The organism is Actinomadura sp. KC345 (genome assembly GCF_004348515.1).
Taxonomy (GTDB): Bacteria; Actinomycetota; Actinomycetes; order Streptosporangiales; family Streptosporangiaceae; genus Spirillospora.
Window position 1 is genome coordinate 11,333 of sequence record NZ_SMKH01000024.1, and the last position, 24,519, is coordinate 35,851.

Below are 24,519 nucleotides of genomic sequence, written 5' to 3' on the forward strand. Positions count from 1 at the left end.
GGAAGCATGGACAAGTTCCTCACCTTCGGGCTCATCGGTCTCAGCTCCGGCGGCATCTATGCGGTCATCAGCAGCGGGCTGGTCCTGACCTACACGACGACCGGCATCTTCAACTTCGCCCACGGCGCGGCGGGGATGATGGCCGCGTTCGCCTACTGGCAGCTCACCGGGGGCTGGGGCCTGCCGGTCCCGATCGCCCTGGCGCTGGTGCTGCTCGTCCTCGCCCCGCTGTTCGGCCTGCTGGTCGAACGGCTCATCATGCGCCCCGTCCAGGGCGTGGGCGAGGTCGAGCGGCTGGTAGTGACGATCGCGCTGCTGATGGGACTCATCGCGCTGGCGCAGTGGGTCTGGGACCCCAACGTCGCGCGTCCGCTCAGGCCCTTCTTCGCCGACCGGGAGGCGCTCCACATCGGGCCGGCGGTGATGACGTGGCACCAGGTCGTCACCCTGCTGGTCGCGGTGGCCGTGGCCATCGGGCTGTACGCGTTCCTGTACGGCTCGCGGCTCGGCGTCGCGATGCGGGCGACGGTCGACGACCCGTCCCTCGCGCGGCTCAACGGCGGCGATCCCGTCGTGGCCGCCAAAGCCGCGTGGGTGCTGGGCACGGTGCTGGCCGCGCTCGGCGGCATCCTCATCGCGCCCAGCCTCCCCCTGGACGCCGCCGCTCTGTCCCTGCTCATCATCAGCGCCTACGCCGCCGCGATCTTCGGGCGGTTGCGAAGCCTGCCGATGGCGTTCGTCGGGGCCATGGTGGTGGGCTGCACCGAGAGCTACCTCACCGGGTACCTGCCGCAGAACGAGTACCTGCCGGGGCTGCGGATCGCCGCGCCCGCGCTGCTGCTGTTCCTCGTCCTGCTGCTGTTCCCCAACCCGAGGGTGAAGGGGAGCGTGCGGATCACACGCTCGCTGCCGACCCCGACGATCAAGGGCACGCTGGTGTTCGGCGCCTGCCTGATGGTGTTCGCGGCGATGCTCGCCACCACCCTCAGCGATCCGGACGTCATGACCTACGGGCAGATCTTCCCGATGTCGATCATCGGGTTGTCCATCGTCGTGCTGACCGGCTTCTCCGGGCAGATCTCGCTCGCCCAGCTCGCCCTGGCCGGGATCGGCGCGGTGGTCTGGGCGGGCGTGGGCGCGAGCGGGAACCCCCTCGCGCTGCTCGCCGTCGTGGCGGTCTCGGCCATGGTCGGCGTGGTGATCGCGATCCCCGCGCTGCGGCTGTCGGGCATCTACCTGGCACTGGCGACCGCCGCCTTCGCGCTGGTCCTGGACGGCTGGATCTTCACGATGCCGGTGGACTGGCTGTTCAGCGGCGGCAGCAGCGAGGTGACCCCGATCTTCTCGGGGCAACGCGTCCAGCTGATGTTCGCCGCCGCCATCCTCGCGGCGCTGTGCCTCCTGGCCGTCGCGATCCGCCGCGGCTTCTTCGGCCGCCGGCTCATCGCGATGCGCGACAGCGAGGCGGCCTGCGCGACTCTGGGCGGGCGGCTGCTGATCACCAAGGTGGCGGTGTTCGCGCTGTCGGCGGCGATCGCCGGGCTGGGCGGCGCGCTGTACGGGATGCAGGCGCGGACGATCAGCCCAGACCAGTTCAACCTGGTCGCGGGGCTGCCGATCTTCCTGCTTGTGATCATCGGAGGGATGGCCGCGGTCGGCTCGGGCTTCTTCACCGGCCTGAACCTGGCCGGGATCATGCACGCGATCACGGCTCTGTGGCCCGGTGCGCACCACGTGTCGTCCCTGCTCGTCGGGCTCGCCGGGATCGGGATGGGCCGGCACCCGGAGGGCGTTGTCCCGCATTTCCGGGAGTCGTGGAACCCGCTGCGCCGTTTCTGGGGACCGCTGGCCGCGATCATCGGGATGCTCTGGGCGCTGCGGCTGCTCGACGCGGTGAACGGCTGGGTGCTGACGTTCGGCTCGATCGCCGCGGCGGTCGCGTTGCGCGAACTGGCCAGGGCCCGGAGGCCGCGGACGGCGGACGTCCCGCTGGAATGGCGCGGCGTCCACCGGCCCTGGCTGCCTTCGGATCGGAAGGAGGTGCTCGATGGCCTTGCTCGAAGCTGAGGCGGTCACCGTACGCTTCGGCGGCAACCTCGCGCTGTCGGAGGTCGACTTCGAGGCGGAGGCCGGCCATGTCACCGGGCTCATCGGCCCCAACGGCGCCGGCAAGACCACCCTGTTCAACGTGGTCTCCGGGCTGATCCTCCCCAAGTCGGGCCGCGTCGTGCTCGACGGGACGGACGTGACCCGGCGCAACCCGGCCGCCCGGGCCCGCCGGGGCCTGGGCCGCACGTTCCAGCGGCTGGAGATCTTCGGTCACTTGTCCGTCCGCGACAACCTGCGGGTCGCCGCCGAGTTCCAGCGCGGCGGCCCGCCCGTCGAAGAGCTCCTCGTCCGGCTCGGACTGGCGGACATCGCCGACGTGCGTGCCGACTCGGTGCCCACTGGCCGAGCTCGTCTCGTCGAGCTGGGCCGGGCGCTCGCCGTCCGGCCCAAGGCGCTGCTGCTCGACGAACCCGCCTCCGGGCAGGACGAGTGCGAGACGGAGCGGTTCGGGCGACTGCTGCGCGAACTCGCCGCGGACGGCCTCTCGGTCGTCCTCGTCGAGCACGACATGCGCCTGGTGATGGAAGCGTGCGACGTCGTGCACGTCCTGCACCTCGGCAAGCTCATCGCCAGCGGCCCACCCGGCCGGATCCGCGCCGACGCGGCGGTGCTCAGCGCCTACTTGGGGGCGGCATGACCGGCGGAAGTCTGCTCGAACTGTCCGGAGTCCACGCGTCCTACGGCCGCATCTCAGCGCTGCGCGGGGTGGACCTGACCGTCGCGGCGGGGCGGATCGCGGCCCTGCTCGGCCCGAACGGCGCCGGGAAGACCACAACGCTGAACGTCGCGGCGGGACTGCACCCGGCCGACCGCGGCGAGGTCCGCGTCGGCGGGCGGGCCCTGACCGGCGCGGACCCGGTGGAGCTTGCGCGGCGTGGGGTGTGCCTCGTCCCCGAGGGGCGCGGAATCTTCCCCAACCTGACCGTCCGCGAGAACCTCTGGATGATGACCTTCGCGGGCGTCAGCCGGGCCGCGGTCGAGGAGATCGCCTACGCCCGGTTCCCCAAGCTGGCCGGACGGCGGCGCCAGACCGCGGGGACGATGTCCGGCGGCGAGCAGCAGATGCTCTCCCTGGCCCGCGGGCTGGCGACCGACCCGGCCGTCCTGCTGATCGACGAGCTGTCCATGGGCCTCGCGCCGCTGGTGGTCGCCGAGCTGTACGGGTTGGTCGTCGAGATCGCTCGGACGGGGGTCGCCGTCCTGGTCGTCGAGCAGTTCGCCAGCACCGTGCTGGAGATCTGCGACCTGGCGGCCGTGATGGTGAACGGCCGGATCGAGCGCGCGGAAGCACCGAGCGACGGCCTCCTGGCCGATCTTTCGGCCCTCTACCTGGGAAGTGCGACATGACCGAGACATCCACGACGTGCACCGCGGAGACGACCGGGAGGCAGGACGCCTCGCCGGCCGAGCCCGCGACCGGGTCGGCCGGCGGCAGTGCCGCGGAGACGCGCGCGGACCGCTTCGTCCGGCAGATCGCCGAGATGCGGATCCCCGACCCGGCCGCCGGCCGGGCCCTGATGTGGTTGCGGGTCGGGATGGGCCTCATGGTCGCCGGCCTGGTGGCCGGGGTGGCCGCCTACTTCCTCTCCCGCGGCACCACGGATTCGCTGGCCCAGCGGGACGCGCAGGCGGTGGGGATCGCCGGCGTCTGCGCCTGCATCGTCGGCAGCGCCCTCTACCTGCGCTACACGCTGGCCAACGTCCTCCGTTTCTGGTTCGCCCGCCTCACACTGACGGTCGAGGCAGGGGCGGAGAAGGTCGAACGGACGCAAGAAAACGACTGAACGGAGTACTCCCGTGCACAAGGATGATCTGATCCTGATCAGCGTCGACGACCACATCATCGAACCTCCCGACATGTTCGTGAACCACCTGCCGGAGAAGTACCGGAAGGAGGCGCCGCAGTTGGTCCGCCAGGAGGACGGCACGGACGTGTGGAAGTTCCGGGACATGGTGATCCCGAACGCCGCGCTGAACGCGGTCGCCGGGCGTCCCAAGGAGGAGTACGGGATGGAGCCGCAGGGCCTGGACGAGATCCGGCCCGGCTGTTACGACGTGAACGAGCGCGTCAAGGACATGAACGCGGGCGGGATCCTCGCCTCGATGAACTTCCCGTCCTTCCCCGGCTTCGCGGCCCGCCTGTTCGCCACCGAGGACTCCGACTTCTCGCTCGCGCTGGTTCGCGCCTACAACGACTGGCACATCGACGAGTGGTGCGGCGCCCACCCCGGGCGGTTCATCCCGATGGCGCTGCCGGTGATCTGGGACCCGCAGCTGTGCGCCGACGAGGTGCGCCGCGTCGCGGCGAAGGGCTGCCACTCGCTGACGTTCAGCGAGAACCCGGCGGCACTGGGCTACCCGAGCTTCCACAGCGACCACTGGGACCCGCTGTGGCAGGCGCTGGCCGACACCGGAACGGTCCTGAACGTGCACATCGGCTCGTCCGGGCGGCTGTCGATCCCCGCGGTGGACTCGCCGCCGGACGTCATGATCACCCTGCAGCCGATGAACATCGTGCAGGCGGCGGCCGACCTGCTGTGGTCGCGTGTGATCAAGGAGTTCCCCGACATCCGGATCGCGCTGTCGGAGGGCGGTACCGGATGGATCCCCTACTTCCTGGAGCGGGTCGACCGGACGTACGAGATGCACGCGACGTGGACGCTGCAGGACTTCGGCGGCAAGCTGCCCAGCGAGGTGTTCCGCGAGCACTTCCTGACCTGCTTCATCAGCGACCCGCTCGGCGTGCGGCTCCGGCACGACATCGGCATCGACAACATCTGCTGGGAGGCCGACTACCCGCACAGCGACTCGATGTGGCCGGACGCGCCCGAGGAGCTCCACAAGGTCCTGACCGACTGCCAGGTGCCCGACGGCGACACCCGTAAGATGACCTACGAGAACGCCATGCGCTGGTACTCCTTCGATCCGTTCGGGCACGTGCCGCGCGAGCGGGCCACGGTGGGGGCGCTGCGGGCCGCGTCCGCCGGCCACGACGTGTCCGTCCAGTCGAGGAGCCATCGCGTCATCGACCCGGCCGAGAAGCTGGAGGGCTACCGCACCCGGGCGCGCGCGGCGGTGGCCGCCGCCGCCAAGTCCTGACCGCCCGAGACACCGTCCGCCGGCCGCGCGCCCCCGTACCCTCCTCGGCCGGGACGCGCGGCCGAGGAGGGAAGGGCCGGGTCGACGGGTTCTCGCTGAGCGAGCACCTCGTGCCGGGCGCCCGCTGGCTGCACTCGGGCGGGCGCCAAGCGCCGCCGGGCCGTGGAGTCCAAGGCGATCCGGTGTAGCAAGGACGCTGCCCAGCCGTTCGACGACCGGTCACTCTCCCGGCGACTGGATGCCGACACCGTCTCGATCTGGACGGTCCACGGCCGTTGCCGGACCGATCCCGGTCCAATGCTCGCCCGAGCGGATGAAGCTTCTCTCCGACCACCGCAAGCGTTGCGAGTTCTCCCCTTCAGGGGTCGGGAAGCTGACCCGGCCGGTTTCGGGGCGGCCGACCGCGCTCCGGCGCGTCTTCTCGATGGACGTCCGTCACCCGTCCATGAAGGCGGCCATGGCCGGGACGATCCCGGCGCGCAGGGCTGCTGCGTCCCGATGCACCCGCAGGTCCACCATGACGCCGGAGCGGGCGGCCCGGGCGGCGAACGCCAGGGAGTCGTCGAGCAGAGGATCGGTCCCGGCCGTGAGGAGCCGCACCGGTGCGAGGCCGTGCAGGTTGGCGTACAGGGGACTCAGCAGAGGGTCGGTCCTGGGGGTGCTCCCGGCGTGCCGGTCGACGAGGTTCCGCAGGCCGGCGAGGTCGAACGCCGGGTCGGCGCCCGCGTTGAGCGTCAGACTCGGCGCCTCGAGGGTGAGGTCGAGCAGTGCGGAGACCAGCACCGCGCAGGCGGGCTGCACGGCCCCCGTGTCGCGCAGCCGCACCAGCAGCGCCGCCGCGAGCCCGGCGCCGAGCCGCTCGCCGGCCACCACCACCGGCCCGGACTCGACGGCGTGCTCGTAGGCGGCGTGCACGTCGTCGAGCGCGGCAGGGAACTCGGCGCGATAGCGGGCGAACACGAGCAGGGCGTTGGCCCGCAGCGCGAGCCGCCCGGCAGGCCCCGGCTCCGATGTGGAGACGGGTGGCCGGTGCCGGTCGCCGTGCAGGTAGAGGACCACCTTGTCGGTACGGCCGCGCGGGCGCACCACGGTGCCCACGGGGCCCTCCTGGACTCGCACGTCACTCGCCATCCTGTCACCTCCCACGCTGTCACCGCCCACGCTGTCGCTTGGCCACGCTCTCACTTGCCACGGCGCGTCATCCCTTCCACCGCCCGCCAGTGCTCGTCGGCGACCCACAGCCGAGCGAAGGCACGTGCCGCCTCCTCTCTGGACACGCCCGCCGCGACCCGTTTGATCTCCCGGGCCGGGGCGTTGGCGAGAGATCGGGCCAGCGCGCGCCAGTCGTCCTCGAAGGTCGCCCGCGGGACGACCCGGTCCAGTAGCCCGACCCGCTCCGCCTCGGCCGCGCCGAGCGTGTTCCCGGCGCCGGCGAGCAGGAGCGCCCGGCCGCGGCCGACGAGTGCGGCCAGCCGTTCCGCCCCGCCCCACGCCGGCATGATCGCCAGCGTCGACTGGGTGAAGCCGATCCTGATGTCGTCGGCGGCGATCCGGATGTCGGCGGCCACCGCCATCTCCGCACCGCCGCCCAGGGCGTGGCCGTTCAGAGCGGCGATCACCGGGGCGGGGAACTGCGCGAGCCGGTCGCAGATCCCGCGCATCCGCAGCGCCATGGCCATCGCGTCCGCCTCGGTGCGGATCGCGGCGAGCTGCTTCAGGTCGCCGCCCGAGACGAACACGCGGTCGCCGCCGCCGCGGACGACGAGGGCGTGGGCGCCCGCGGCCGCGTCGATGGCCTTGTCCAGCTCGTCCATGGTGTCCGCTGCGATGGCGTTGCGGGTCTCCGGGCGGTCGATGGTGATGACCGCCAGCCCCTCGTCCAGCTCAAGATCTACCATTCACGGCTCTCCAACCGCCCGAGACGGGCTCAATCCTCGTAGACGACGGTGATGTCGGCGGAAACGGGTTCGCCCTGGCAGGTGAGGACCAGGCCGTCGGCCACCTCGTCGTCGTCCAGGGCGTTGTTCACCCGCATCTTCGCCTCGCCGTCGGTGATCTGGGCGATGCAGGTGGCGCAGTTCCCGGCCTCGCAGGAGAAGGGCGGTGCGAGGCCCGCCCGGCGCGCGCTCTGCAGCAGCGTCTCGCCGGCGTGTTTCGGAACGGTGCGGCGCTTGCCGGCGAGGACGACCGTGACCGTTCCCTCCTCGCGGGGCTCCTCCTCCGGCGGCTCCTCCCCGAAGTCCTCAGCCGGGGCCCGCCCGGCGGGGGACTCGCTCGCGGTGCCGAAGCGCTCGACGAAGATCTGGTCGGTCCCGGCGCCGTGGGCGAGGAGTGCGCGCTCGGTCAGCTCCATGAACGGTGCGGGGCCGCAGAGGTAGAAATCGGCGTGCCGGTCGACGTTCACGAAATTCCGCACCTGGACCTCGGAGACGTAATCGTTCAGGACGTCCAGGTGGTGATGGACCTCCAGACGTTCCGGATGCCGATCGGACAGTTCGGCCAGCTGGGCTCGGAAGATGATCGCGTCGGCGTCCCGGTCGGCGACGAGCACGCGCACCCGCCGCCGTGTCGTCGCGAGCGCGCTCTTGACGAGGGACAGGACCGGCGTGACGCCGCTGCCCCCGCAGAAGGCCACCAGCGGTGCGGCCGTCTCGCGCAGGCAGAACACCCCGGCCGGCCGCGTCACCTCGACGACGTCGCCGGGACCGAGGTTGTCGATCATCCAGTTGGACACCAGTCCGCCCGGGACCCGCTTCACGGTCGTCATCAGTGCGCCATCGGTGTCCGGGGAACTCGACATCGAGTAGCTGCGCAGTACGCCGCATGCCCGGAACGTCACGAACTGGCCGGCCCGGTACGGCCACGGTGCGTCGAGCACGAAGGTGCGCGCGTCCGCCGTCTCCTGGACGACCCGCGTGATCCGGACCGGATGGAAGCCGTGGTCTCGAGCCATGTATGGAATCTATCTTCTCACTCTGGGAGAGTGCAATTCTCGACAGGAGATCGGAGCTGAAATCATGCCTGCGAACACCCCGCGCGACATCCCCGTGCGCACGGTCCCCGCCGAACTCGTCGAGCGGTACGAGGCGGAGGGCTGGTGGACCCGCGACACGCTCGGCGCCATGCTGGCGAGGGGTCTGCGGACCACCCCGGCCGCCGAGTTCCGCGTGTACTCCGACGCCCGGCCCTGGTCGGGCACTTTCGGTGACGTCGAGCGGGTCGCCCGCCGGTTGGCCGAGGGGCTGCGTGCGCGCGGCGTCGGCCCGGGCGACGTGGTCGCGTTCCAGCTGCCCAACTGGATGGAGGCCGCCGCGACCTTCTGGGCGTCGGCGTTCCTCGGCGCGACCGTGGTGCCGATCGTCCACTTCTACGGGCGCAAGGAGCTCGCGTACATCCTCGACTCCGTCCGGCCGCGCGCGTTCATCGCGGCGGAGCGGTTCGGGCGCATCGAGTTCCAGGCCGACCTGTGCGCGACCGTGCCGGTCGTCGGAGTGGTGGGGCGCGACTTCGACGACCTGCTCGCCGACGCCCCGGCGGCCGACCCGCTGCCGGGGGTCGACGGGACGGACCCGGACGCTCCCGCGCTGATCGCCTTCACCTCCGGCACCACGTGCGACCCCAAGGGCGTCGTGCACAGCCACCGGACGCTCGGCTTCGAGGCGCGCCAGCTCGGCGGTCACCTCTACCCGCCCGACCGGGGACGGCAGCTCACCGCGGCGCCGGTCGGCCACTTCATCGGCATGGTGAACGCCGTCCTGATCCCGGTGCTGGACGGCACACCGATCCACCTCACGGACGTGTGGGACCCGGGACGGGCGCTGCGGCTGATGAAGGACGACGGGCTGACCGTCGGGGGCGGCGCGACGTACTTCGTGACGAGCCTCCTCGACCATCGGGACTTCACCTCCGGGCACCTGGAGCACATGAGGTACGCGGGGCTCGGCGGGTCGTCGGTCCCGGCGGCGGTCACCACCCGGCTCGCCGACCTCGGCATCACGGTCTTCCGTTCCTACGGCAGCACCGAGCACCCCTCGATCACCGGCTCCCGGCACACCGCGCCGGAGGCCAAGCGCCTGTTCACCGACGGCGACGCCCTGCCGGGGGTGGAGGTCCGGCTGGCCGACGACGGCGAGATCCTCAGCCGCGGCCCGGACCTGTGCCTGGGCTACACCGACCCGGCGCTCACCGCGGCGCACTTCGACGACGAGGGCTGGTACCGGACGGGCGACATCGGCGAGTTCGACGAGGACGGCTACCTCACGATCACCGACCGCAAGGCAGACGTCATCATCCGGGGTGGCGAGAACATCAGCGCGCCGGAGATCGAGGATCTGCTGATGGGCATGCCGGGTGTCGCGGAGGTCGCCGTGGTGTCCGCGCCGGACGAACGGCTCGGCGAGCACGCGGCCGCGGTCGTCCGGCCGCGGGTGGGGAAGCGCGCGCCCACGGTCGGGGAGATCCGGGCGCACCTGGAGAAGGCCGGCCTGGCGCGGCAGAAGTGGCCGGAGGAGGTGTACGAGGTCGACGACTTCCCGCGGACCGCCAGCGGCAAGATCCAGAAGTTCGTTCTCCGTCGAGACGTTGCGGGACATCGATAGCGAGAATACTCTTCTCGCTAGAAGTAAAGGAGGGTCTCACATGCCGTCGCGCGAGCTGCCCTATCCGCTCTTCGACGCGGACAACCACCTGTACGAGACCGAGGAGGCGCTGACCAGGTACCTTCCGAAGGGGTACGAGAACGCCGTCCAGTACGTGGACATCAAGGGCCGTACCAAGATCGCCATCCGTGGTCAGATCAGCGAGTACATCCCCAACCCCACGTTCAGCGTGGTCGCCCGTCCCGGGGCGCAGGAGGAGTACTTCCGGCACGGCAACCCCGAGGGCAAGAGCAAGCGCGAGATCTTCGGCGAGCCGATGAAGTCGATCCCCGCCTTCCGCGAGCCCGCGCCGCGCCTGGAGTTGATGGACGAGCTGGGCATCCAGCGCACGTTGATGTTCCCCACGCTCGCCAGCCTCATCGAGGAGCGCATGCGCGACGACCCCGAACTCATCCACGTGGTCGTCCACTCGCTCAACCGGTGGCTGGAGGAGACCTGGTCCTTCAACTACAAGGACCGCATCTTCACCACCCCGGTCATCGGCCTGCCGATCGTCGAGAAGGCCATCGAGGAGCTCGACTGGTGCCTGGAGCGGGGTGCGAAGTGCATCCTGCTGCGGCCCGCCCCCGTGCCCGGCTTCCGGGGGCCGCGCTCCTTCGCCCTGCCCGAGTTCGACCCGTTCTGGAAGCGGGTCCAGGAGGAGGGCGTCCTGGTCGGGATGCACTCGTCGGACAGCGGTTACAGCCGCTACGCCAACGACTGGGACGGCAACCACTCGGAGATGCTGCCGTTCAAGACCAACGCGTTCCGGATGCTCAGCGAGTGGCGCCCGGTCACCGACGCCGTGGGGTCGATGGCCTGCCACGGCCTGCTGACCCGCTTCCCCGAGCTGAAGATCGCGGTCATCGAGAACGGATCGTCCTGGGTGGCGCCGCTTCTGGAGAATCTCGCAGGCGTCTACAAGAAGGCGCCCGAGGCCTTCGGCGAGCATCCGGTCGACGTGGTCAAGCGCAATGTGCACATCAGCCCCTTCTGGGAGGAGAACATGGCCGACCTGGCCGACATGATCGGTGTCGACAAGGTGCTCTTCGGCTCCGACTACCCCCATCCCGAGGGCCTCGCCGACCCGGTCACCTACGTCGACGCGCTCGACCCCGGGCGGCTGACCGAGACCGACCAGGCCAAGATCATGGGCGGCAACCTGGCCAGACTCCTGTCGGTATGACATGGGAGAACACCCCGCGGCTGGTGCTGAGCGCCGGCGACCGCTCCGGTGACGCGGAAGCGGTCGTCGACGGCCCGCTGCGGCTCACGTTCGCCGAACTGGCCGGCCGCGTCGCCGCGGCCGCGGGCACCTTCCGGGCGCAGGGCATCGGCAAGGGCGACCGCTACCTCGCGGTCAACCCGTTCTCCGACGTGTTCGGGTACAAGGCGGGCTGCACCGCCTCGATGATCTGCGGCGCGACGATCCTGCCGTGCCTGTGGAGCCGATCCGCCGGGTCCGCGGGGAGCCGTCCTTCCGGTTGAGCATGACCGGATGCGGGCTGACAGAGGCCGGGACGGTCACCGCGTCCCGGCCCGGCGACTCGTTCGACTCGACATATCGACATCAGAACTCTCAACATCTGGAAGTGGCGTATTCGTCGATGAACGACATCGTGCAGACCTCGTCCGGCATCCCGCTACGGCCGGTCTACGGACCGGGGGACCGGAGGACCGACCCGCCGGACCCGGGGCGGTTCCCCTTCACGCGCGGCAACTACGCCACCGGGTACCGGGGACGGCTGTGGACGTTCCGGCAGTACTCGGGCTTCGGGACGGCCGAGGAGTCCAACCGCCGCTACCGCTACCTGCTCGACCAGGGCGGCACCGGCCTTTCGGTCGCGCTCGACCTGCCGACGCAGTGCGGCCACGACTCCGACGACCCCGAGGTGAGCGAGGAGGTCGGCCGGGTCGGCGTCGCCGTCGACACCCTGGCCGACGCCGAGATCCTGTTCGACGGCATCCCGCTCGACAAGATCAGTACGAGCTTCACCATCAACGGGACCGCCGCGATCCTGCTGGCGTTCTACGTCGCCGCGGCCGAGCGCAAGGGCGTGCCCCGGGTGAAGCTCACCGGGACGATCCAGAACGACATCCTCAAGGAGTACGCCTCGCGCGGCACCTGGATCTGGCCGCCCGAGCCGTCGTTGCGGCTGATCGCCGACACCATCGAGTTCTGCGCGGCCGAGGCGCCGAAGTTCAACGCCATCTCGGTGGCCGGCGCGCACTTTCGGGACGCCGGCGCCAACGCCGTCCAGGAGATGGCGTTCACCCTCGCCGACGGGGTCACCTACTGCGACACCGTGATCGAGCGCGGCCGGATGTCGATCGAGAAGTTCGCCCCGCAGATCTCGTTCTTCTTCTACACGCACGGCGACTTCTTCGAGGAGATCGCCAAGTACCGGGCCGGACGGCGGCGCTGGGCCACGATCGTCCGGGAGCGCTACGGCGCGTCCAGCGACAAGGCGTCGATGTTCCGCTTCGGCTGCGTCGCGGGCGGCGCGTCCCTGTACGGGCCGCAGGCTCGCAACAACGTCGTCCGGGTCGCCTACGAGGCGATGGCCTCGGTACTGGGCGGGGTCCAGTCGATGTTCACCGCCGCCTGGGACGAGCCGTTCGCGCTGCCCAGCGAGGAGTCGGCGACGCTCGCGCTGCGCACCCAGCAGATCCTCGCCCACGAGACCGGCGTCACCCGGGTAGCGGACCCGCTCGGCGGCTCCTACTTCGTCGAGGCCCTCACCGACGAGACCGAGGCGCGGATCGTCGAGATCATGGACGACCTCGACCGGCACGGCGGGATGGTGCGCGCCATCGAGGACGGCTACCTGCAGGGCCTCATCGCCGACGAGGCGTACACGCTCCACCGGGAGATGGAGGCGGGCACGAAGCCGATCGTGGGGGTGAACCGGTTCCTGTCCGACGAGCCCGCCCCCGAGCTGTCGACCTACGAGCTGGACCGGGCGGGCCGCGAACGGCAGCTCGAGCGGCTCGCGAAGGTCAAGACGGACCGCGATGACGCGGCCGTCCGCGCCCGGCTCGCCGACCTCGCCCGCGCGGCGGAGGGCGACGCCAACCTCATGCATCCCCTGATCGACTGCGCCGCCGCGTACTGCACGGTCGGCGAGATGGTCACCGCGCTCAAGGCGGTCTGGGGCGAGTTCCGGCAGCCGGTGGTGTTCTGATGCCCGCGAGAGTGCTGATCACCAAGCCCGGCCTGGACGGCCACGACCGCGGTGCCAAGATCGTGGCCCGTGCGCTGCGCGACGCCGGCTTCGAGGTGGTGTTCACCGGCATCCGGCAGCGCGTCGAGGACATCGTGGCGATCGCCGTGCAGGAGGACGTCGCCGTCGTCGGACTGAGCATCCTGTCGGGGGCGCACGTCGCGCTGACCGGGCGCGTCGTCGACGGCCTGCGCGAGGCCGACGCGGCCGACATCGCGGTCGTCGTCGGCGGGACCGTCCCGGCGGCCGACGTCGAGAAGCTGACGGACGCGGGCGCCGCGGCCGTCTTCCCGACCGGCACCGCCCTCGACGCCATCGTGAAGCGGGTCCGGGCGCTGACCACGGCGCCGGCCTGACCCGGCGCGGCCGGAGAGAAGCTCGAACGAACCACCTGGAGGAATTGTGCGGGTCGGCGTGATGGTCGGACCGGAGCGGGGCGACTCCGCCAAGAAGGTCGCGCGGATGATCGACGACGTGCGGTGGGCCGAGGAGGCGGGCCTGGACAGCGCCTGGATTCCGCAGGTCCCGACGGACTTCGACGCCCTGATCGCGGTGGCGCTGATGGGGGCGAGCACGAGCCGGATCGAGTTGGGCACGGCGGTCGTCCCGCTGCAGGCGCAGCACCCGATCGCGCTCGCCCGCCAGGCGCTGTCGGCGCACGCGGCGGCGGGCGGGCGGCTGACCCTGGGCGTCGGGCCGTCGCACCACTGGATCGTCCAGGACATGCTCGGGCTGCCCTACGAGAAGCCCGCCGCCTACACCCGCGACTACCTCGACGTCCTCGGCGTCGCGCTGCGCGGGCCGGGCGACGTCGATGTCGAGAACGACACGTTCGCGGTGCACAACCCCCTGGGCATCGGCCCGGTCGCCCGCATGCCGGTCATGCTGGCGGCGCTCGGCCCGGTGATGCTCAAGATCGCGGGGGAGCGGGCGGACGGGACCGTGCTCTGGCTGGCCGATGAGCGCGCCATCGCCGACCACGTCGTGCCGCGCATCACCAAGGCGGCCGACGAGGCGGGACGGCCCGCTCCGCGCGTCGTCGCCGGGATCCCGGTGTGTCTGTGCGCGCCGTCCGAGGTCGGCGCGGCGCGGGAGCGCGCGAACCGCATCCTCGGCGAGGCGGAGGTCTCCCCTAACTACCAGCGGCTTCTCGACCACGGTGACGCCGAGGACGTCGGGGACCTGTGCGCGGCGGGCGACGAAGAGGCCATCGCGGCCCGGTTCCGCCGGTTCCGCGACGCGGGCGTCACGGACCTGTCGGTGCGGCTGCTGCCTCTCGGTGAGGGCAGGGATCAGCTCGTCGCGTCCAAGCGCCGGACCCGCGAGGTGCTCGCCGGGATCGCCGCGGATCTCCGATGAGCGCGGCTCCCGGACCACTCGCCGGAATCCGCGTCCTGGAGGTCGGCCACATGCTGGCGGGCCCGTACGCGGCGATGACGCTCGCCGACCTCGGCGCCGAGGTCATCAAAATCGAACCGCCGGGTGGGGACATCTCCCGCCAGGTCGGCGACGCCTACTTCGCGAGCCTCAACCGCGGCAAGCGCAGCGTCCGGCTGGACCTCACCACCGAGGAGGGGCGGGAACGGCTGGGCGGGCTGGCCGCGAACGCGCACGCGCTGCTGGTCAACCTGAAGCCGTCGGCGATCCACCGGTACGGGCTCACCTACGAGTCGCTACGGCGGTGGAACGAGCGGATCGTCTGCGTTGCCGTCACCGGGTACGGCCTGGACGCGGGGGACGACCCGGCCTTCGACTATGTGATCCAGGCGGCCACCGGGATCGCGGCGCTCACCGGCGACCCGGACGGTCCGCCGACGCTGCCCGGCTACTCGGCGGCCGACAACTCGGCGGGGCTGACGGCGGCGCTCGGCCTGCTCGCCCAGATCGTCTCCGCGCGCGGCGGGCAGGTGGAGGTGTCGCTGCGCGACGTGATGCTGTCGCAGCTCAACTACCGGGCGTCGGCCTACCTGAACGAGGGGGCCGCGCCCCGGCGGCTGCCGGGCGGCGCGCACTCCTACTACGTTCCGGCCCAGCTCTTCCCCACTGCCGAGGGACATCTGGCCCTGTTCATCACCCATGACGAATTCTGGAAGTCGTTCTCGCGGGAGGCCGGGATAACCGGTTTCCAGGCGATGGGGCAGCGCGCGTTGCGGCGCGAGGAGGTTCTCGATGTCGTGGCGAAGGCCCTGGCGGCCGACACCGCCGCCGGATGGGAGGCGCGGCTGCGCCCGTTGGGCGTCCCCGCGGCGGCGGTGCGCACGCTCCCGGAGGCGCTCGCCGCCGCCCCGGAGACGATCGTGACCGCCGGCCGCTTCCGGCTGGTCCGCTGCCCGGTCCGGGTGACCGGCCACGAGCCGGACCACCGGCCGCCGCCCCGGCTGGGCGAGCACGATGGGAGGTTCTGATCCGATGTCGTCCCCTGATCCCCGCTCCCCGAGCGCCGGGGACCGGGTCGCGCTCGTCTTCGAGAACCCTGACGGCGTGGGCGACCGCGAGTACAGCGTGGATCGGCTGGACGCGCTGGCGAACGGCCTGGCCGGCACCCTCGAGGAGCGGGGCGTGCGGGCGGCGGATCGGGTGGCGCTCATGTCGTCCAACCGGCCCGAGTTCGTCGTCGCGGTGCAGGCCGTGTGGAGGCTCGGCGCAGCGGTCGTCCTGCTCAGCCCGGCGTGGAAACGCGCCGAGGTTGAGCACGCCTTGCGGATCACCGCGCCCGCGCACGCGATCGGCGACCATCCCGTGCTCGCCGAGCTGATGCCGATGCTGCACCTCGACGAGCCCATCGAACCCGGTATGCGACCCTACCGGCATCCTGAGCCCAAGGCCGACGCCGTCCTGGTGTTCAGTTCCGGCACGACGGGCATGCCGAAGGCCGTCCGGCACACGCACGGGTCGTTCGCCGCCGCCGTCCGGCACTGGCAGGGCGCCCTCGCCCTCACCGGCCGGGACCGCATCCAGATCACGACGCCGCCCTCCCACATCCTCGGCCTGCTCAACATCGTCACCGCACTGGACGCCGGCGCCTGGATGCGCCTGCACCGCCGGTTCGACCTCGACCGGATGCTCCACCACATCCAGGCGGACGGAATCACTGTGGAGATGGCCGTCGCGCCGATCGCGCTGGCGCTCGCCGACCATCCGGGCCTGGAGTCCTACGACCTGTCCTCGCTGCGGTACATCATGTGGGGGGCGACGCCGGTCACGCCGAGCGTCGCCGAGACCGTGACCCGCCGCACGGGCGTCGGCTGGGTGCCCGCCTACGGTGCCAGTGAACTGCCCGTCATCACCTGCAACCCCCTCGACGCCCCCCGGCTGGACAGTGCCGGACGCGCGGTGCCCGGCGTGACGCTCCGCGCGGTGTCGCTGGAGACCGGGAAGCCGGTCGCCCCCGGCGAGGTCGGGGAGATCCAGGCCAGGGCCGAGTCGCTGATGGCCGGCTACCTGCCGGACGAGGCCACGGCCGGGAGTTTCCACGACGGCTGGTACCGCACCGGCGACGTCGGCCGCATCGACGCCGACGGCTGGCTGACGCTCACCGACCGCTTCAAGGAAATGATCAAGGTGCGGGGGTTTCAGGTCGCGCCCGCCGAGGTCGAGGGCGTCCTGCACGGCCACCCCGGCATCGCCGACTGCGCCGTGTTCGGGATCCCCGACGAGGCCGACGGCGAGGTGATCATCGCGGCCGTCACCCCTCAGGGCCCGGCCCCCGACTCCGCCGACCTGGTCGCCTACGTCGGCGAAAGACTCGCCGGCTACAAGCGGCCGAGCCGGGTCGTGTTCGTCCCTGAGATCCCGCGCCTGCCCTCCGGCAAGGTGTTGCGCCGTATGCTCAAGGAGCGCTATGGACGCGCGACCGACCACTGAACAGCGTGAACTGCGGGACCCCGCAAAGGCGCGGGGCCCCGGAAGCGGATGCTTCCGGGGCCCCGCGGCCGCCGTGGCCCCGGCTCACTTCGGGGGAAACCGCAGCGCGCCGTCGAGGCGGACGATCTCGCCGTTGAGGTAGTCGTTCTCGATGATGTGCGCGACGAGCCCGGCGTACTCAGAGGGCCGCCCCATCCGGCGAGGGTGCGGGACCTGCGGGCCCCAGTGCGCCTCGAGCTGGTCGCCGGCCTTGCCGTAGGCGGGGGTCAGGACGGTGCCGGGCGCGATGCTCATGACGCGGATCCCGAGCGGCGACAGGTCGCGGGCGGCGACGAGGGTCATCCCGACGACCCCGCCCTTGGCGGCCGCGTACGGCAGCTGGCCGACCTGGCCCTCGTAGGCGGCGATCGACGCGGTGTTGACGATGACGCCGCGCGAGCCGTCCACCGGCTCCCGGCGGCCCATGGCCGCGGCCGCCAGCCGCATCACGTTGAACACGGAGGTCAGATAGAACTCCAGCGTCGTGCGGAACCCGTCGAGGTCGAGCGGGCTCCCGTCCTTGCCGACGAGCCGGCCGCCCGTGGCCGGGCCGCCGTGGCAGTCCACCGACGCCCGCAGCGGGCCCAGTTCCTCGGCGGCCTCGATCGCGTCCGTGAGGCTCGCCTCGTCGGTGGCGTCGGTCCGCATGTACCGGACGCCGAGCTCGCGCTCGAGCGCCTTGCCCTTCTCGTCGGCGACGTCGGCCACGACGACCTTCGCTCCGGCCGCGTGCAGGCGGCGGACGGTGGCCTCGCCGAGGCCGCCCGTGCCGCCCACGACCACGACGGAGCACCCATTGATCTGCATGCGTGTTTCCTTCTCTTGCTAACTATGATCTGTCTGGGCGAGAATAGCATTCTCATGAACCTTGCGATGATCTTGGAGATGGCGGCCTCGGCGGACGATCGGGTGGCCGTGACGGTGGGCGAGCGTTCACTCACCGCCTCGGGACTGCTGCGCCACGCCCAGGCTGCGGCACATCGGTTCCGGACGTACCCGGCGGTCCTCCACCTTGGCGCCAACGGGCTCGCGTATCCCGTGGGGCTGTTCGGGGCGGCACTGGCCGGGGTACCCTTCGTCCCCCTCAACTACCGGCTCGGCCGAGACCAGCTGAGCGGCTTGATCGAACGACACCCCGGCGCGCTCGTACTGCGCGACCCCGGCGACCTCGACGGTCTTCTGGACCTGCCGGACCCGCCCGCCGGCGAGGAGATCACCGAGATGCCGGACGGGGACGAGATCGCCGTCCTGCTCTACACGAGCGGGACGACGTCCGCCCCCAAGGCGGCGGTCCTGCGGCACCGGCACCTGCTGGCGTACGTGCTGAACACTCTCGAGTTCGCCTCCGCGGAGGAGGAGGACGCGGCGCTCGTCGCGGTCCCGCCCTACCACGTCGCCGGCCTGGCGAACCTGCTGACGAACCTCTACACCGGCCGCCGCGTCGTCTACATGCCGAACTTCGAGCCGGGGGAGTGGCTGGAGATCGTCCGGCGGGAACGGGTCACGCACGCGCTGGTAGTGCCCACCATGCTGGCGCGGATCGTTGCGGAGGTGCCGGGCGACGACGCCGGGACGCCGTCGCTGCGCAGCCTCGCCTACGGCGGTTCGCGCACGCCGCGTCCCGTGCTGGAGCGGGCCTTGCGGGTCTTCCCCGGCGTCGGCTTCGTCAACGCCTACGGGCTGACCGAGACGGCATCCTCCGTCGCCGTTCTCGAACCGGACGACCACCGCAAGGCGCTCGCCTCCGACGACACCGCCGTGCGCGCGCGGCTGGAGTCGGTCGGCCGGGCGCTGCCGGGCGTGGAGTTCCAGGTCCGCGACGACGACGGCACACCGCTCCCGGTCGGCGAAACCGGGCTCGTGTTCGTCCGCGGTGAGCAGATTTCAGGGGAGTACGGGGGACGAAGCGCCCTTGACGAGGAAGGCTGGTTCCCCACCCGCGACCGGGGGCGTCTCGACGCCGACGACTACCTGTTCATCGAAGGCCGCGCCGACGACACCATCATCCGGGGCGGCGAGAACATCGCCCCCGCCGAGATCGAGGACGTGCTGCTCACCCATCCTGATATCACCGAGGCGGTGGTCGTCGGCCCGCCCGACCCCGAGTGGGGGCAGCGGATCGTCGCCGTCGTCGTCGGCTCCGGCGACCCCGCCGAGGTCCGGCGGTGGGTCAGGGATCGGCTCCGCTCGTCCAAGACCCCTGACGCGATCGTCTTCCGCGGCGAGCTGCCCAAGACCGACACCGGAAAGATCCTCCGCCGCACCCTTCTCGCCGATCTGGAGTCAGCCAATGCCTGAAGCCGTCATCACCGCTGCGCTGCGCACCCCCATCGGCACCGCGTTCAAGGGGACCCTGCGCGACACCACCGCCTTCGAGCTGGCCCACCACGTGGTCGAGCACGCCGCCGCGAAGCTGGACGGCGGCCTCGTCGACGACGTGATCCTCGGCGAGGGCCTTTACGGCGGCGGTGTCGTCGCCCGGCACGCCGCCGTGACCGCCGGGCTCACCGACGTTCCCGGCCTCGCCCAGAACCGGCACTGCGCGGCGGGCCAGGCCGCCGTGCAGAGCGCCGCCGCGAGCGTTCGAGCGGGCATGGACGAGCTGATCATCGCCGGGGGAGTCAACTCCGCCTCCACCTCGCCGAGGTCGAGTTTCCGCGTCGACGGGGAGTGGGCCGACTGGTTTCCGCCCACTCATCCGGACCGCCCGGACGCCCCCAACCGCGACATGTCGATCACCGTGGGCTGGAACGCGGCCGTCGAGGCGGGCGTCTCCCGCCAGGAGATGGACGAATGGGCGCTGCGCTCGCACCGCAATGCCGTCCGCGCCATCGACGAGGGCCGGTTCGCGGCCGAGCTCGTCCCGATCGAGACGCCGCACGGGACGTTCGAGGTCGACGAGCACCCGCGCCGCGACACCACCCTGGACAGGCTCGCCTCCCTCAAGCCGCTGCACCCGGAGATCGAAGGGTTCAGCATCACCGCCGGCAACGCCTGCGGTGCCAACGACGGCGCGGCGGCGCTGGTCGTCGCCAGTGACCGGATGGCGCGGGAGCAGGGTTTTCCCGTGCTGGCCACGGTCCGGTCGTGGGCGTCCGTCGGCATCGACCCCCGGATCACCGGCTTGGCCCCCGTGAAGGCGATCCCCAAGGCACTGGCCCGCGCAGGCATGAAGCCCGACGGCGTCGACGTCTTCGAGATCAACGAGGCGTTCGCCGCCATGTGCGTCGCCACCGTCCGGCGGCTCGGCCTCGACCCGGAGCGGGTCAACGTGAACGGCAGCGGCTGCTCGCTCGGCCACCCCGTCGCGGCGACCGGCGCGCGGATGATCGTCACGCTGGTGCACGAGCTGCGCCGCCGGGGCGGCGGCGTCGGCGTCGCCGCGATGTGCGCGGGCGGCGGAATGGGCTCGGCCACGGTGATCGAGGTAGCCGCCCCGTGACGGACGTCGCCGGGCTGGTCGCTGCGGCCCGCCACGGTTCGCCCCGGGCGGCGGGTCGGCTGTTGAGCCTCGTGGAGGGGGAGGGCCGGGACGAGGTTCTGGCGGCCCTCGACGCGGCGCCGGCCGAGTCCTGCGGCGCGGACCTGGCGCCCGCCCCCGCCTCCGGGGAGGGCGTCGCCCGGGTGATCGGACTGACCGGGCCGCCCGGCGCGGGCAAATCGACGACCGCCGCCGCGCTCGTCGGGGCCTACCGCGGGCACGGCCTGCGGGTGGCGGTCCTCGCGGTCGACCCGTCCTCCCCCTACAGCGGCGGCGCTCTGCTCGGCGACCGCATCCGGATGGCCGAGCACACCGCCGACCCCGGCGTGCTCATCCGCTCGGTGGCGACGCGCGGCCACCTGGGCGGGCTCGCCGCCGCCGTGCCCGCGGCCGTCCGGGTGCTGACGGCCCTGGCGTTCGACCTGGTTCTGGTGGAGACGGTCGGTGTGGGGCAGTCCGAGATCGAGATCGCCGCGGTCGCCGATCCGACCGTCGTCATCCTCGCCCCCGGCGCGGGCGACGCCGTGCAGGCGGCCAAGGCCGGGCTGCTGGAGGTCGCCGACCTGCTGGTGGTCAACAAGGCCGACCGCGACGGCGCCGACCGGACCGCCCGCGACCTGCGGGCCGAGACCGGCGCTCCCGTGCTCACCCTCATCGCTTCAGCGGGCAAGGGCCTGCCCGAACTGGTCGAAGCGATCGACGCCCACGACGGCGCCGACACCGCCGCCCGGCGGGGCGCTCGGGCACAGGCCCAGATCCTCTCCCTGGCCCACACCCGCCTGCGCGCCCACCCCGACCTGGCCCGGCTCGCCGACGCCGTCGCCGACGGCCGCCACGACGCCTATACCGCCGCCGCCCTGCTCCTCTGCTGCTCCTTCGAGCCCAGCGGGACGGCGGAGGAAAAGGAGTCCTAGGGTGCTCCGGTCGGTCAGACCGGGTTCATCCGGAGCAGGGCCTCCTGCGCGTAGGAGGCGACGAGCGAGCCGTCACCGGTGAGGACGTCGCCCCTGCCGAAGCAGCGGCCGTGCGCGAGGATCGGGCTGTGCTGGCGCAGCAGCAGCCAGTCGTCGGTGCGGAACGGCCGGTGGAACCACAGGCTGTGCGAGGTGACCGCCGACGTGAACGCGGTGCCGGCGTCGTGCTGGGAGACGCCGTCGAGCGGGCGCAGCGCCGTCCCGATGAGGGTGAGGTCGGGCGTAGGCGGCGACGGCGGGTGCGAGCGCGGCGTTGAGGGCGGGGGTGCGCATCCACAGCTCGTACTCGGGCGGCTCGGACGTCCGGCTGTCCTGCCCCGCGACCGATCGAGTCTCCCAGGGCAGCAGGTCGAGCCTCACCTCATGCTCGGCGCCGGGAAGCGGCGGGACGTCCGGGACTGACTGGTGCGCGGTCCCGTCCTCGGGCGCGTGCAGCGACACCGAGGCGGTGGCGATGACGCCGCGCTCCTGCCGGGCGGTGATCGTCACGGTCGCGAACGTCCGGCCCTCATGGTGGCGCTCGGCCTCGTACCGGACGGGCTCGTCCGAGCCGCCGGCGCGGGGGAACAGCGCGTGCAGGGACTTGACGGCCTTCTCCGGGCAGACCCGGGCGGCCGCCCGGACGAACTGCGCCAGGAGTTGGCCGCCGAACAGGCGGTGGTAGGTCAGCCGCTGGTTGTGTCCCTCGAAGCGCACGGAGGCGGAGCCGTCCTCAGGGGCCCGCTCCAGACCCCGAAGGTCCAGGCAGGAGAGGAGGTCGGTCCACGGATCGATCACGGAAGTGGACATGCCACAACTGTAGAACACTTGGCCGATCTGCAAGAACGACGTTCTCAGATCGTTGTGCCGAACCCGGAGGCGCAGAACTCCCACAGCTCGTCGGAGCTGATCGGGTGGGAGACCTCGTCGGTGGGGGCGCCCTGGGCGATGAACATCACCGTCTGCATCACCAATGCCGCCGCGCGCCGTGGCTGCACGCCGGGACGCAGCCGCCCGGCCGCCTCGACCTGCTCCATCAGCTCGGTGAACAGCGTGAGCAGGGGGGCGTGTGCCGATTTGACCTCGGCCGGGTGGGACACCAGCAGCTGCGGTGCGAAGTCGGTGAACAGCGGCCGCTGCGCGGCCGGGTCGGGCCGGCACAGTTCGAACAACAGTTCGACGGCGACCTTGAGCCGCTGCATCGGCTCGGCCTCCCCGGTCGCGGCGGCGCGGATCTGGTCGGTGGAGCGGCGCAGGGCGTCCTCGAACAGGGCGAGCAGCAGCTCGTGCTTGCCGTCGAAATGCTGGTAGAAGCTGCGCAGCGACTGGCGGGATCGGTCCACGACCTCCTGAACGGTGAAGTCGGTGGTGCCCTTCTCCGTGATGATCGACTGGGCCGCGTCGAGGAACCGTTCCACCCGCTGCTCGGCGCGCAGCCGCGCGGCCTTGGTGGAGCGCTCGACCGCGCGGTCCTTCCAGGCCGGCCGATGGGTAGGTGTGTCCGCCGTCGAATCCGTCTTCTGCACCATGTGTAGAACCTTACTTCACAGTACCGGTAGTGCCCGGTACCGCCGCCGCACCGCGGTGCGCACGACAGCGAGACTATGACTTGCGTAAGTCAAGAGTGTCATAATCTCGCCGCCTCATGCCGTGTTCCCGCTCACAGCTCGACGGGCCGCCGCGCCGAGCCGCCCGCGCTCAGGATCCGGCCCGCCTCCCGCGAACAGGCACGTGGGCGCCGCCTCGACTGTTCCGGGACCTCGTCGAGCCGGTAGGTGTCGCCGAAGGCGCTGTAGGCGCCGTCCGGGGTGAACACCCCGACCAGCCCGTGGATGTCGCCCGCGTGATGGTGACCGCGTACCGGGCCGGCAGTCGCCGGGTCCCCGACGTGGTCCTCGACCTCACCTCTCGACAAAGACCTTCCCGCCCTTCATCACGAATCGCACGTCCTCCGTGACGGCGATGTCCGCCAGGGGATCGCCGGGGACGGCGATGACATCGGCGAGGAGCCCCTCGGACAGCCGTCCCCGGTCGGTGACCTCGACCAGCTCGGCGGCCCGCACGGTGGCCGCCCGCAGCACGTCCGCCGGGGACAGGCCACGCTCGACCAGTGCGACGAGCTCACCGGCGTTGCGGCCGTGCGGGATCGCGGGGGCGTCCGTGCCGACCGCGATCTTCACCCCCGCCCGGTAGGCGGCCAGCACGGACCGCCGGGCGCGCGGGAACATCACCGCGGCCTTCTCCTGGAGCTCGGGCGCCGCCTTGGAGACGTCCATCCCGTCGGCCAGGAACGTGGTCGGGACGAGCCAGGTGCCGCGCTCGACCATCAGCTCGATCGTCTCGTCGTCGATGAGGAAGCCGTGCTCGATGCAGTCGATGCCGGCCTCGACGGCGTTGCGCACGGCCTCCGCGCCGTGCGTGTGCGCCGCGACGCGCAGGCCGCGCCGGTGCGCCTCGTCCACGATCGCGCGCAGCTCCTCGTCGGAGTAGTGCTGCGCGCCGGGCTGCCCGGTGTGCGACATGACGCCACCGGACACGCACACCTTGATCAGCTTGGCGCCGTGCTTGATCTGGTACCGGACGGCCTTGCGCACCTCGTCGACGCCGTTGGCGATGCCCTCCTCGACCGACAGCTCCAGCACCCCGGGCGCGAACGCGGCGAACATCGTCGGGTCCAGGTGCCCGCCCGTCGGGGTGATGGCATGGCCGGCCGGGACGATCCGCGGACCGTCGATCCAGCCCGCGTCGATCGCCTTGCCGAGCGCGACGTCCAGCAGGTAGCCGCCGGTCTTCACGAACAGCCCGAGGTTGCGGACGGTCGTGAAGCCGGCCCGCAGGGTGCGGCGGGCGTTGCCGACCGCCCGCAGCATCCGCAGTGCCGGATCGTCCTGGACCGGCGAGTACGCCGCCGTCTCGCCGCGCCCGCCCATCAGGAGGTTGACCTCCATGTCCATGAGGCCGGGCAGAAGGATCGCATCGCCGAGGTCGAGGACCTCGCCCTCGGGCGGGCCGCCGACCCCGGCGATGCGGTCGCCGTCGATTCGCAGGACGCCCGGCCGGACGATCTCGCCCGCGTCGACGTCGAGGAGACCGGCCGCTTTCAGCGTGAACAT

24 protein-coding genes are annotated in these 24,519 nt (G+C 71.7%); 16 read left to right on the top strand and 8 right to left on the bottom strand.

Annotation, left to right across the window (positions count from 1 at the left end):
* Window positions 1-6 precede the first annotated feature (6 nt).
* The 5 genes from E1281_RS06470 to E1281_RS06490 are packed head-to-tail and all read left to right on the top strand — an operon-like array spanning window position 7 to window position 5,208.
* On the top strand, window positions 7-2,067 hold the full coding sequence (locus E1281_RS06470) for an ABC transporter permease (RefSeq protein WP_131876226.1): 2,061 nt from the start codon (window positions 7-9) through the stop codon (window positions 2,065-2,067).
* On the top strand, window positions 2,048-2,746 hold the full coding sequence (locus E1281_RS06475; RefSeq protein WP_131876227.1) for an ABC transporter ATP-binding protein: 699 nt from the start codon (window positions 2,048-2,050) through the stop codon (window positions 2,744-2,746). Before E1281_RS06470 ends, E1281_RS06475 begins: the two co-directional genes overlap by 20 nt.
* The gene (locus tag E1281_RS06480; protein ID WP_131876228.1) at window positions 2,743-3,456 is read left to right on the top strand and encodes an ABC transporter ATP-binding protein; all 714 of its coding nucleotides are present in this window, start codon (window positions 2,743-2,745) and stop codon (window positions 3,454-3,456) included. Before E1281_RS06475 ends, E1281_RS06480 begins: the two co-directional genes overlap by 4 nt.
* Window positions 3,453-3,893, top strand: coding sequence for a hypothetical protein (locus tag E1281_RS06485; protein ID WP_207943138.1), 441 nt, complete (start codon window positions 3,453-3,455; stop codon window positions 3,891-3,893). The genes E1281_RS06480 and E1281_RS06485 overlap by 4 nt, the downstream gene beginning before the upstream one ends.
* A gap of 13 nt (window positions 3,894-3,906) precedes the next feature.
* Window positions 3,907-5,208 (top strand): amidohydrolase family protein, encoded by a 1,302-nt coding sequence (locus E1281_RS06490; protein ID WP_131876229.1) that lies wholly within the window; start codon window positions 3,907-3,909, stop codon window positions 5,206-5,208.
* A 435-nt stretch (window positions 5,209-5,643) separates the two neighbouring features.
* Here E1281_RS06490 and E1281_RS06495 read toward each other — a convergent pair whose 3' ends face one another.
* Genes E1281_RS06495 through E1281_RS06505 form a run of 3 tightly spaced genes read right to left on the bottom strand, consistent with a single transcriptional unit; the run spans window position 5,644 to window position 8,161 of the window.
* Window positions 5,644-6,339 (bottom strand): alpha/beta hydrolase fold domain-containing protein, encoded by a 696-nt coding sequence (locus E1281_RS06495; RefSeq protein WP_131876230.1) that lies wholly within the window; start codon window positions 6,337-6,339, stop codon window positions 5,644-5,646.
* A 50-nt stretch (window positions 6,340-6,389) separates the two neighbouring features.
* On the bottom strand, window positions 6,390-7,106 hold the full coding sequence (locus E1281_RS06500) for an enoyl-CoA hydratase/isomerase family protein (protein WP_131876231.1): 717 nt from the start codon (window positions 7,104-7,106) through the stop codon (window positions 6,390-6,392).
* A gap of 29 nt (window positions 7,107-7,135) precedes the next feature.
* Window positions 7,136-8,161, bottom strand: coding sequence for a ferredoxin--NADP reductase (locus tag E1281_RS06505; protein ID WP_131876232.1), 1,026 nt, complete (start codon window positions 8,159-8,161; stop codon window positions 7,136-7,138).
* Window positions 8,162-8,225: 64 nt separating this feature from the next.
* Here E1281_RS06505 and E1281_RS06510 point away from each other — a divergent pair, with 64 nt between their 5' ends.
* From E1281_RS06510 to E1281_RS06545, 8 genes are all read left to right on the top strand, one after another.
* Entirely contained in the window at window positions 8,226-9,806 is a 1,581-nt protein-coding gene (locus E1281_RS06510; protein WP_207943139.1) for an AMP-binding protein, read from the top strand.
* Between the two features lie 40 nt (window positions 9,807-9,846).
* Window positions 9,847-11,031, top strand: a complete 1,185-nt coding sequence (locus E1281_RS06515) for an amidohydrolase family protein (protein WP_131876233.1) — start codon at window positions 9,847-9,849, stop codon at window positions 11,029-11,031.
* The gene (locus E1281_RS06520) at window positions 11,028-11,333 is read left to right on the top strand and encodes a hypothetical protein (RefSeq protein WP_131876234.1); all 306 of its coding nucleotides are present in this window, start codon (window positions 11,028-11,030) and stop codon (window positions 11,331-11,333) included. The genes E1281_RS06515 and E1281_RS06520 overlap by 4 nt, the downstream gene beginning before the upstream one ends.
* 104 nt (window positions 11,334-11,437) lie before the next feature.
* The gene (locus E1281_RS06525; RefSeq protein ID WP_243716657.1) at window positions 11,438-13,030 is read left to right on the top strand and encodes a methylmalonyl-CoA mutase family protein; all 1,593 of its coding nucleotides are present in this window, start codon (window positions 11,438-11,440) and stop codon (window positions 13,028-13,030) included.
* Window positions 13,030-13,425, top strand: coding sequence for a cobalamin B12-binding domain-containing protein (locus E1281_RS06530; protein WP_131876235.1), 396 nt, complete (start codon window positions 13,030-13,032; stop codon window positions 13,423-13,425). The genes E1281_RS06525 and E1281_RS06530 overlap by 1 nt, the downstream gene beginning before the upstream one ends.
* A gap of 46 nt (window positions 13,426-13,471) precedes the next feature.
* Window positions 13,472-14,428, top strand: coding sequence for an LLM class F420-dependent oxidoreductase (locus E1281_RS06535; RefSeq protein ID WP_131876236.1), 957 nt, complete (start codon window positions 13,472-13,474; stop codon window positions 14,426-14,428).
* On the top strand, window positions 14,425-15,474 hold the full coding sequence (locus E1281_RS06540; protein WP_131876237.1) for a CoA transferase: 1,050 nt from the start codon (window positions 14,425-14,427) through the stop codon (window positions 15,472-15,474). Before E1281_RS06535 ends, E1281_RS06540 begins: the two co-directional genes overlap by 4 nt.
* Before the next feature lie 4 nt (window positions 15,475-15,478).
* A complete protein-coding gene (locus E1281_RS06545) occupies window positions 15,479-16,933 on the top strand; it encodes an AMP-binding protein (RefSeq protein ID WP_131876238.1) in 1,455 nt (484 codons plus the stop codon).
* An 84-nt stretch (window positions 16,934-17,017) separates the two neighbouring features.
* Here the strand turns inward: E1281_RS06545 and E1281_RS06550 are convergent, their stop codons facing one another.
* Window positions 17,018-17,779, bottom strand: coding sequence for an SDR family NAD(P)-dependent oxidoreductase (locus E1281_RS06550; protein WP_131876239.1), 762 nt, complete (start codon window positions 17,777-17,779; stop codon window positions 17,018-17,020).
* Between the two features lie 54 nt (window positions 17,780-17,833).
* Between E1281_RS06550 and E1281_RS06555 the strand changes: the two genes are divergently transcribed.
* The 3 genes from E1281_RS06555 to E1281_RS06565 are packed head-to-tail and all read left to right on the top strand — an operon-like array spanning window position 17,834 to window position 21,367.
* Complete coding sequence (locus E1281_RS06555) at window positions 17,834-19,270, top strand: fatty acid--CoA ligase family protein (protein WP_165958807.1); 1,437 nt, start codon at window positions 17,834-17,836, stop codon at window positions 19,268-19,270.
* Window positions 19,263-20,414, top strand: a complete 1,152-nt coding sequence (locus tag E1281_RS06560) for a thiolase family protein (protein ID WP_131876240.1) — start codon at window positions 19,263-19,265, stop codon at window positions 20,412-20,414. The genes E1281_RS06555 and E1281_RS06560 overlap by 8 nt, the downstream gene beginning before the upstream one ends.
* The gene (locus E1281_RS06565; RefSeq protein ID WP_131876241.1) at window positions 20,411-21,367 is read left to right on the top strand and encodes a GTP-binding protein; all 957 of its coding nucleotides are present in this window, start codon (window positions 20,411-20,413) and stop codon (window positions 21,365-21,367) included. Before E1281_RS06560 ends, E1281_RS06565 begins: the two co-directional genes overlap by 4 nt.
* A gap of 72 nt (window positions 21,368-21,439) precedes the next feature.
* Here the strand turns inward: E1281_RS06565 and E1281_RS06570 are convergent, their stop codons facing one another.
* The 4 genes from E1281_RS06570 to E1281_RS06580 form a co-directional block, all read right to left on the bottom strand.
* Window positions 21,440-22,216 (bottom strand): acyl-CoA thioesterase domain-containing protein, encoded by a 777-nt coding sequence (locus tag E1281_RS06570; protein ID WP_207943140.1) that lies wholly within the window; start codon window positions 22,214-22,216, stop codon window positions 21,440-21,442.
* 44 nt (window positions 22,217-22,260) lie between these two features.
* Window positions 22,261-22,935, bottom strand: a complete 675-nt coding sequence (locus E1281_RS06575) for a TetR/AcrR family transcriptional regulator (RefSeq protein WP_131876242.1) — start codon at window positions 22,933-22,935, stop codon at window positions 22,261-22,263.
* 131 nt (window positions 22,936-23,066) lie between these two features.
* Window positions 23,067-23,321, bottom strand: a complete 255-nt coding sequence (locus E1281_RS39995; RefSeq protein WP_165958806.1) for a hypothetical protein — start codon at window positions 23,319-23,321, stop codon at window positions 23,067-23,069.
* On the bottom strand, window positions 23,308-24,519 hold the full coding sequence (locus E1281_RS06580; protein WP_131876243.1) for an amidohydrolase family protein: 1,212 nt from the start codon (window positions 24,517-24,519) through the stop codon (window positions 23,308-23,310). Before E1281_RS06580 ends, E1281_RS39995 begins: the two co-directional genes overlap by 14 nt.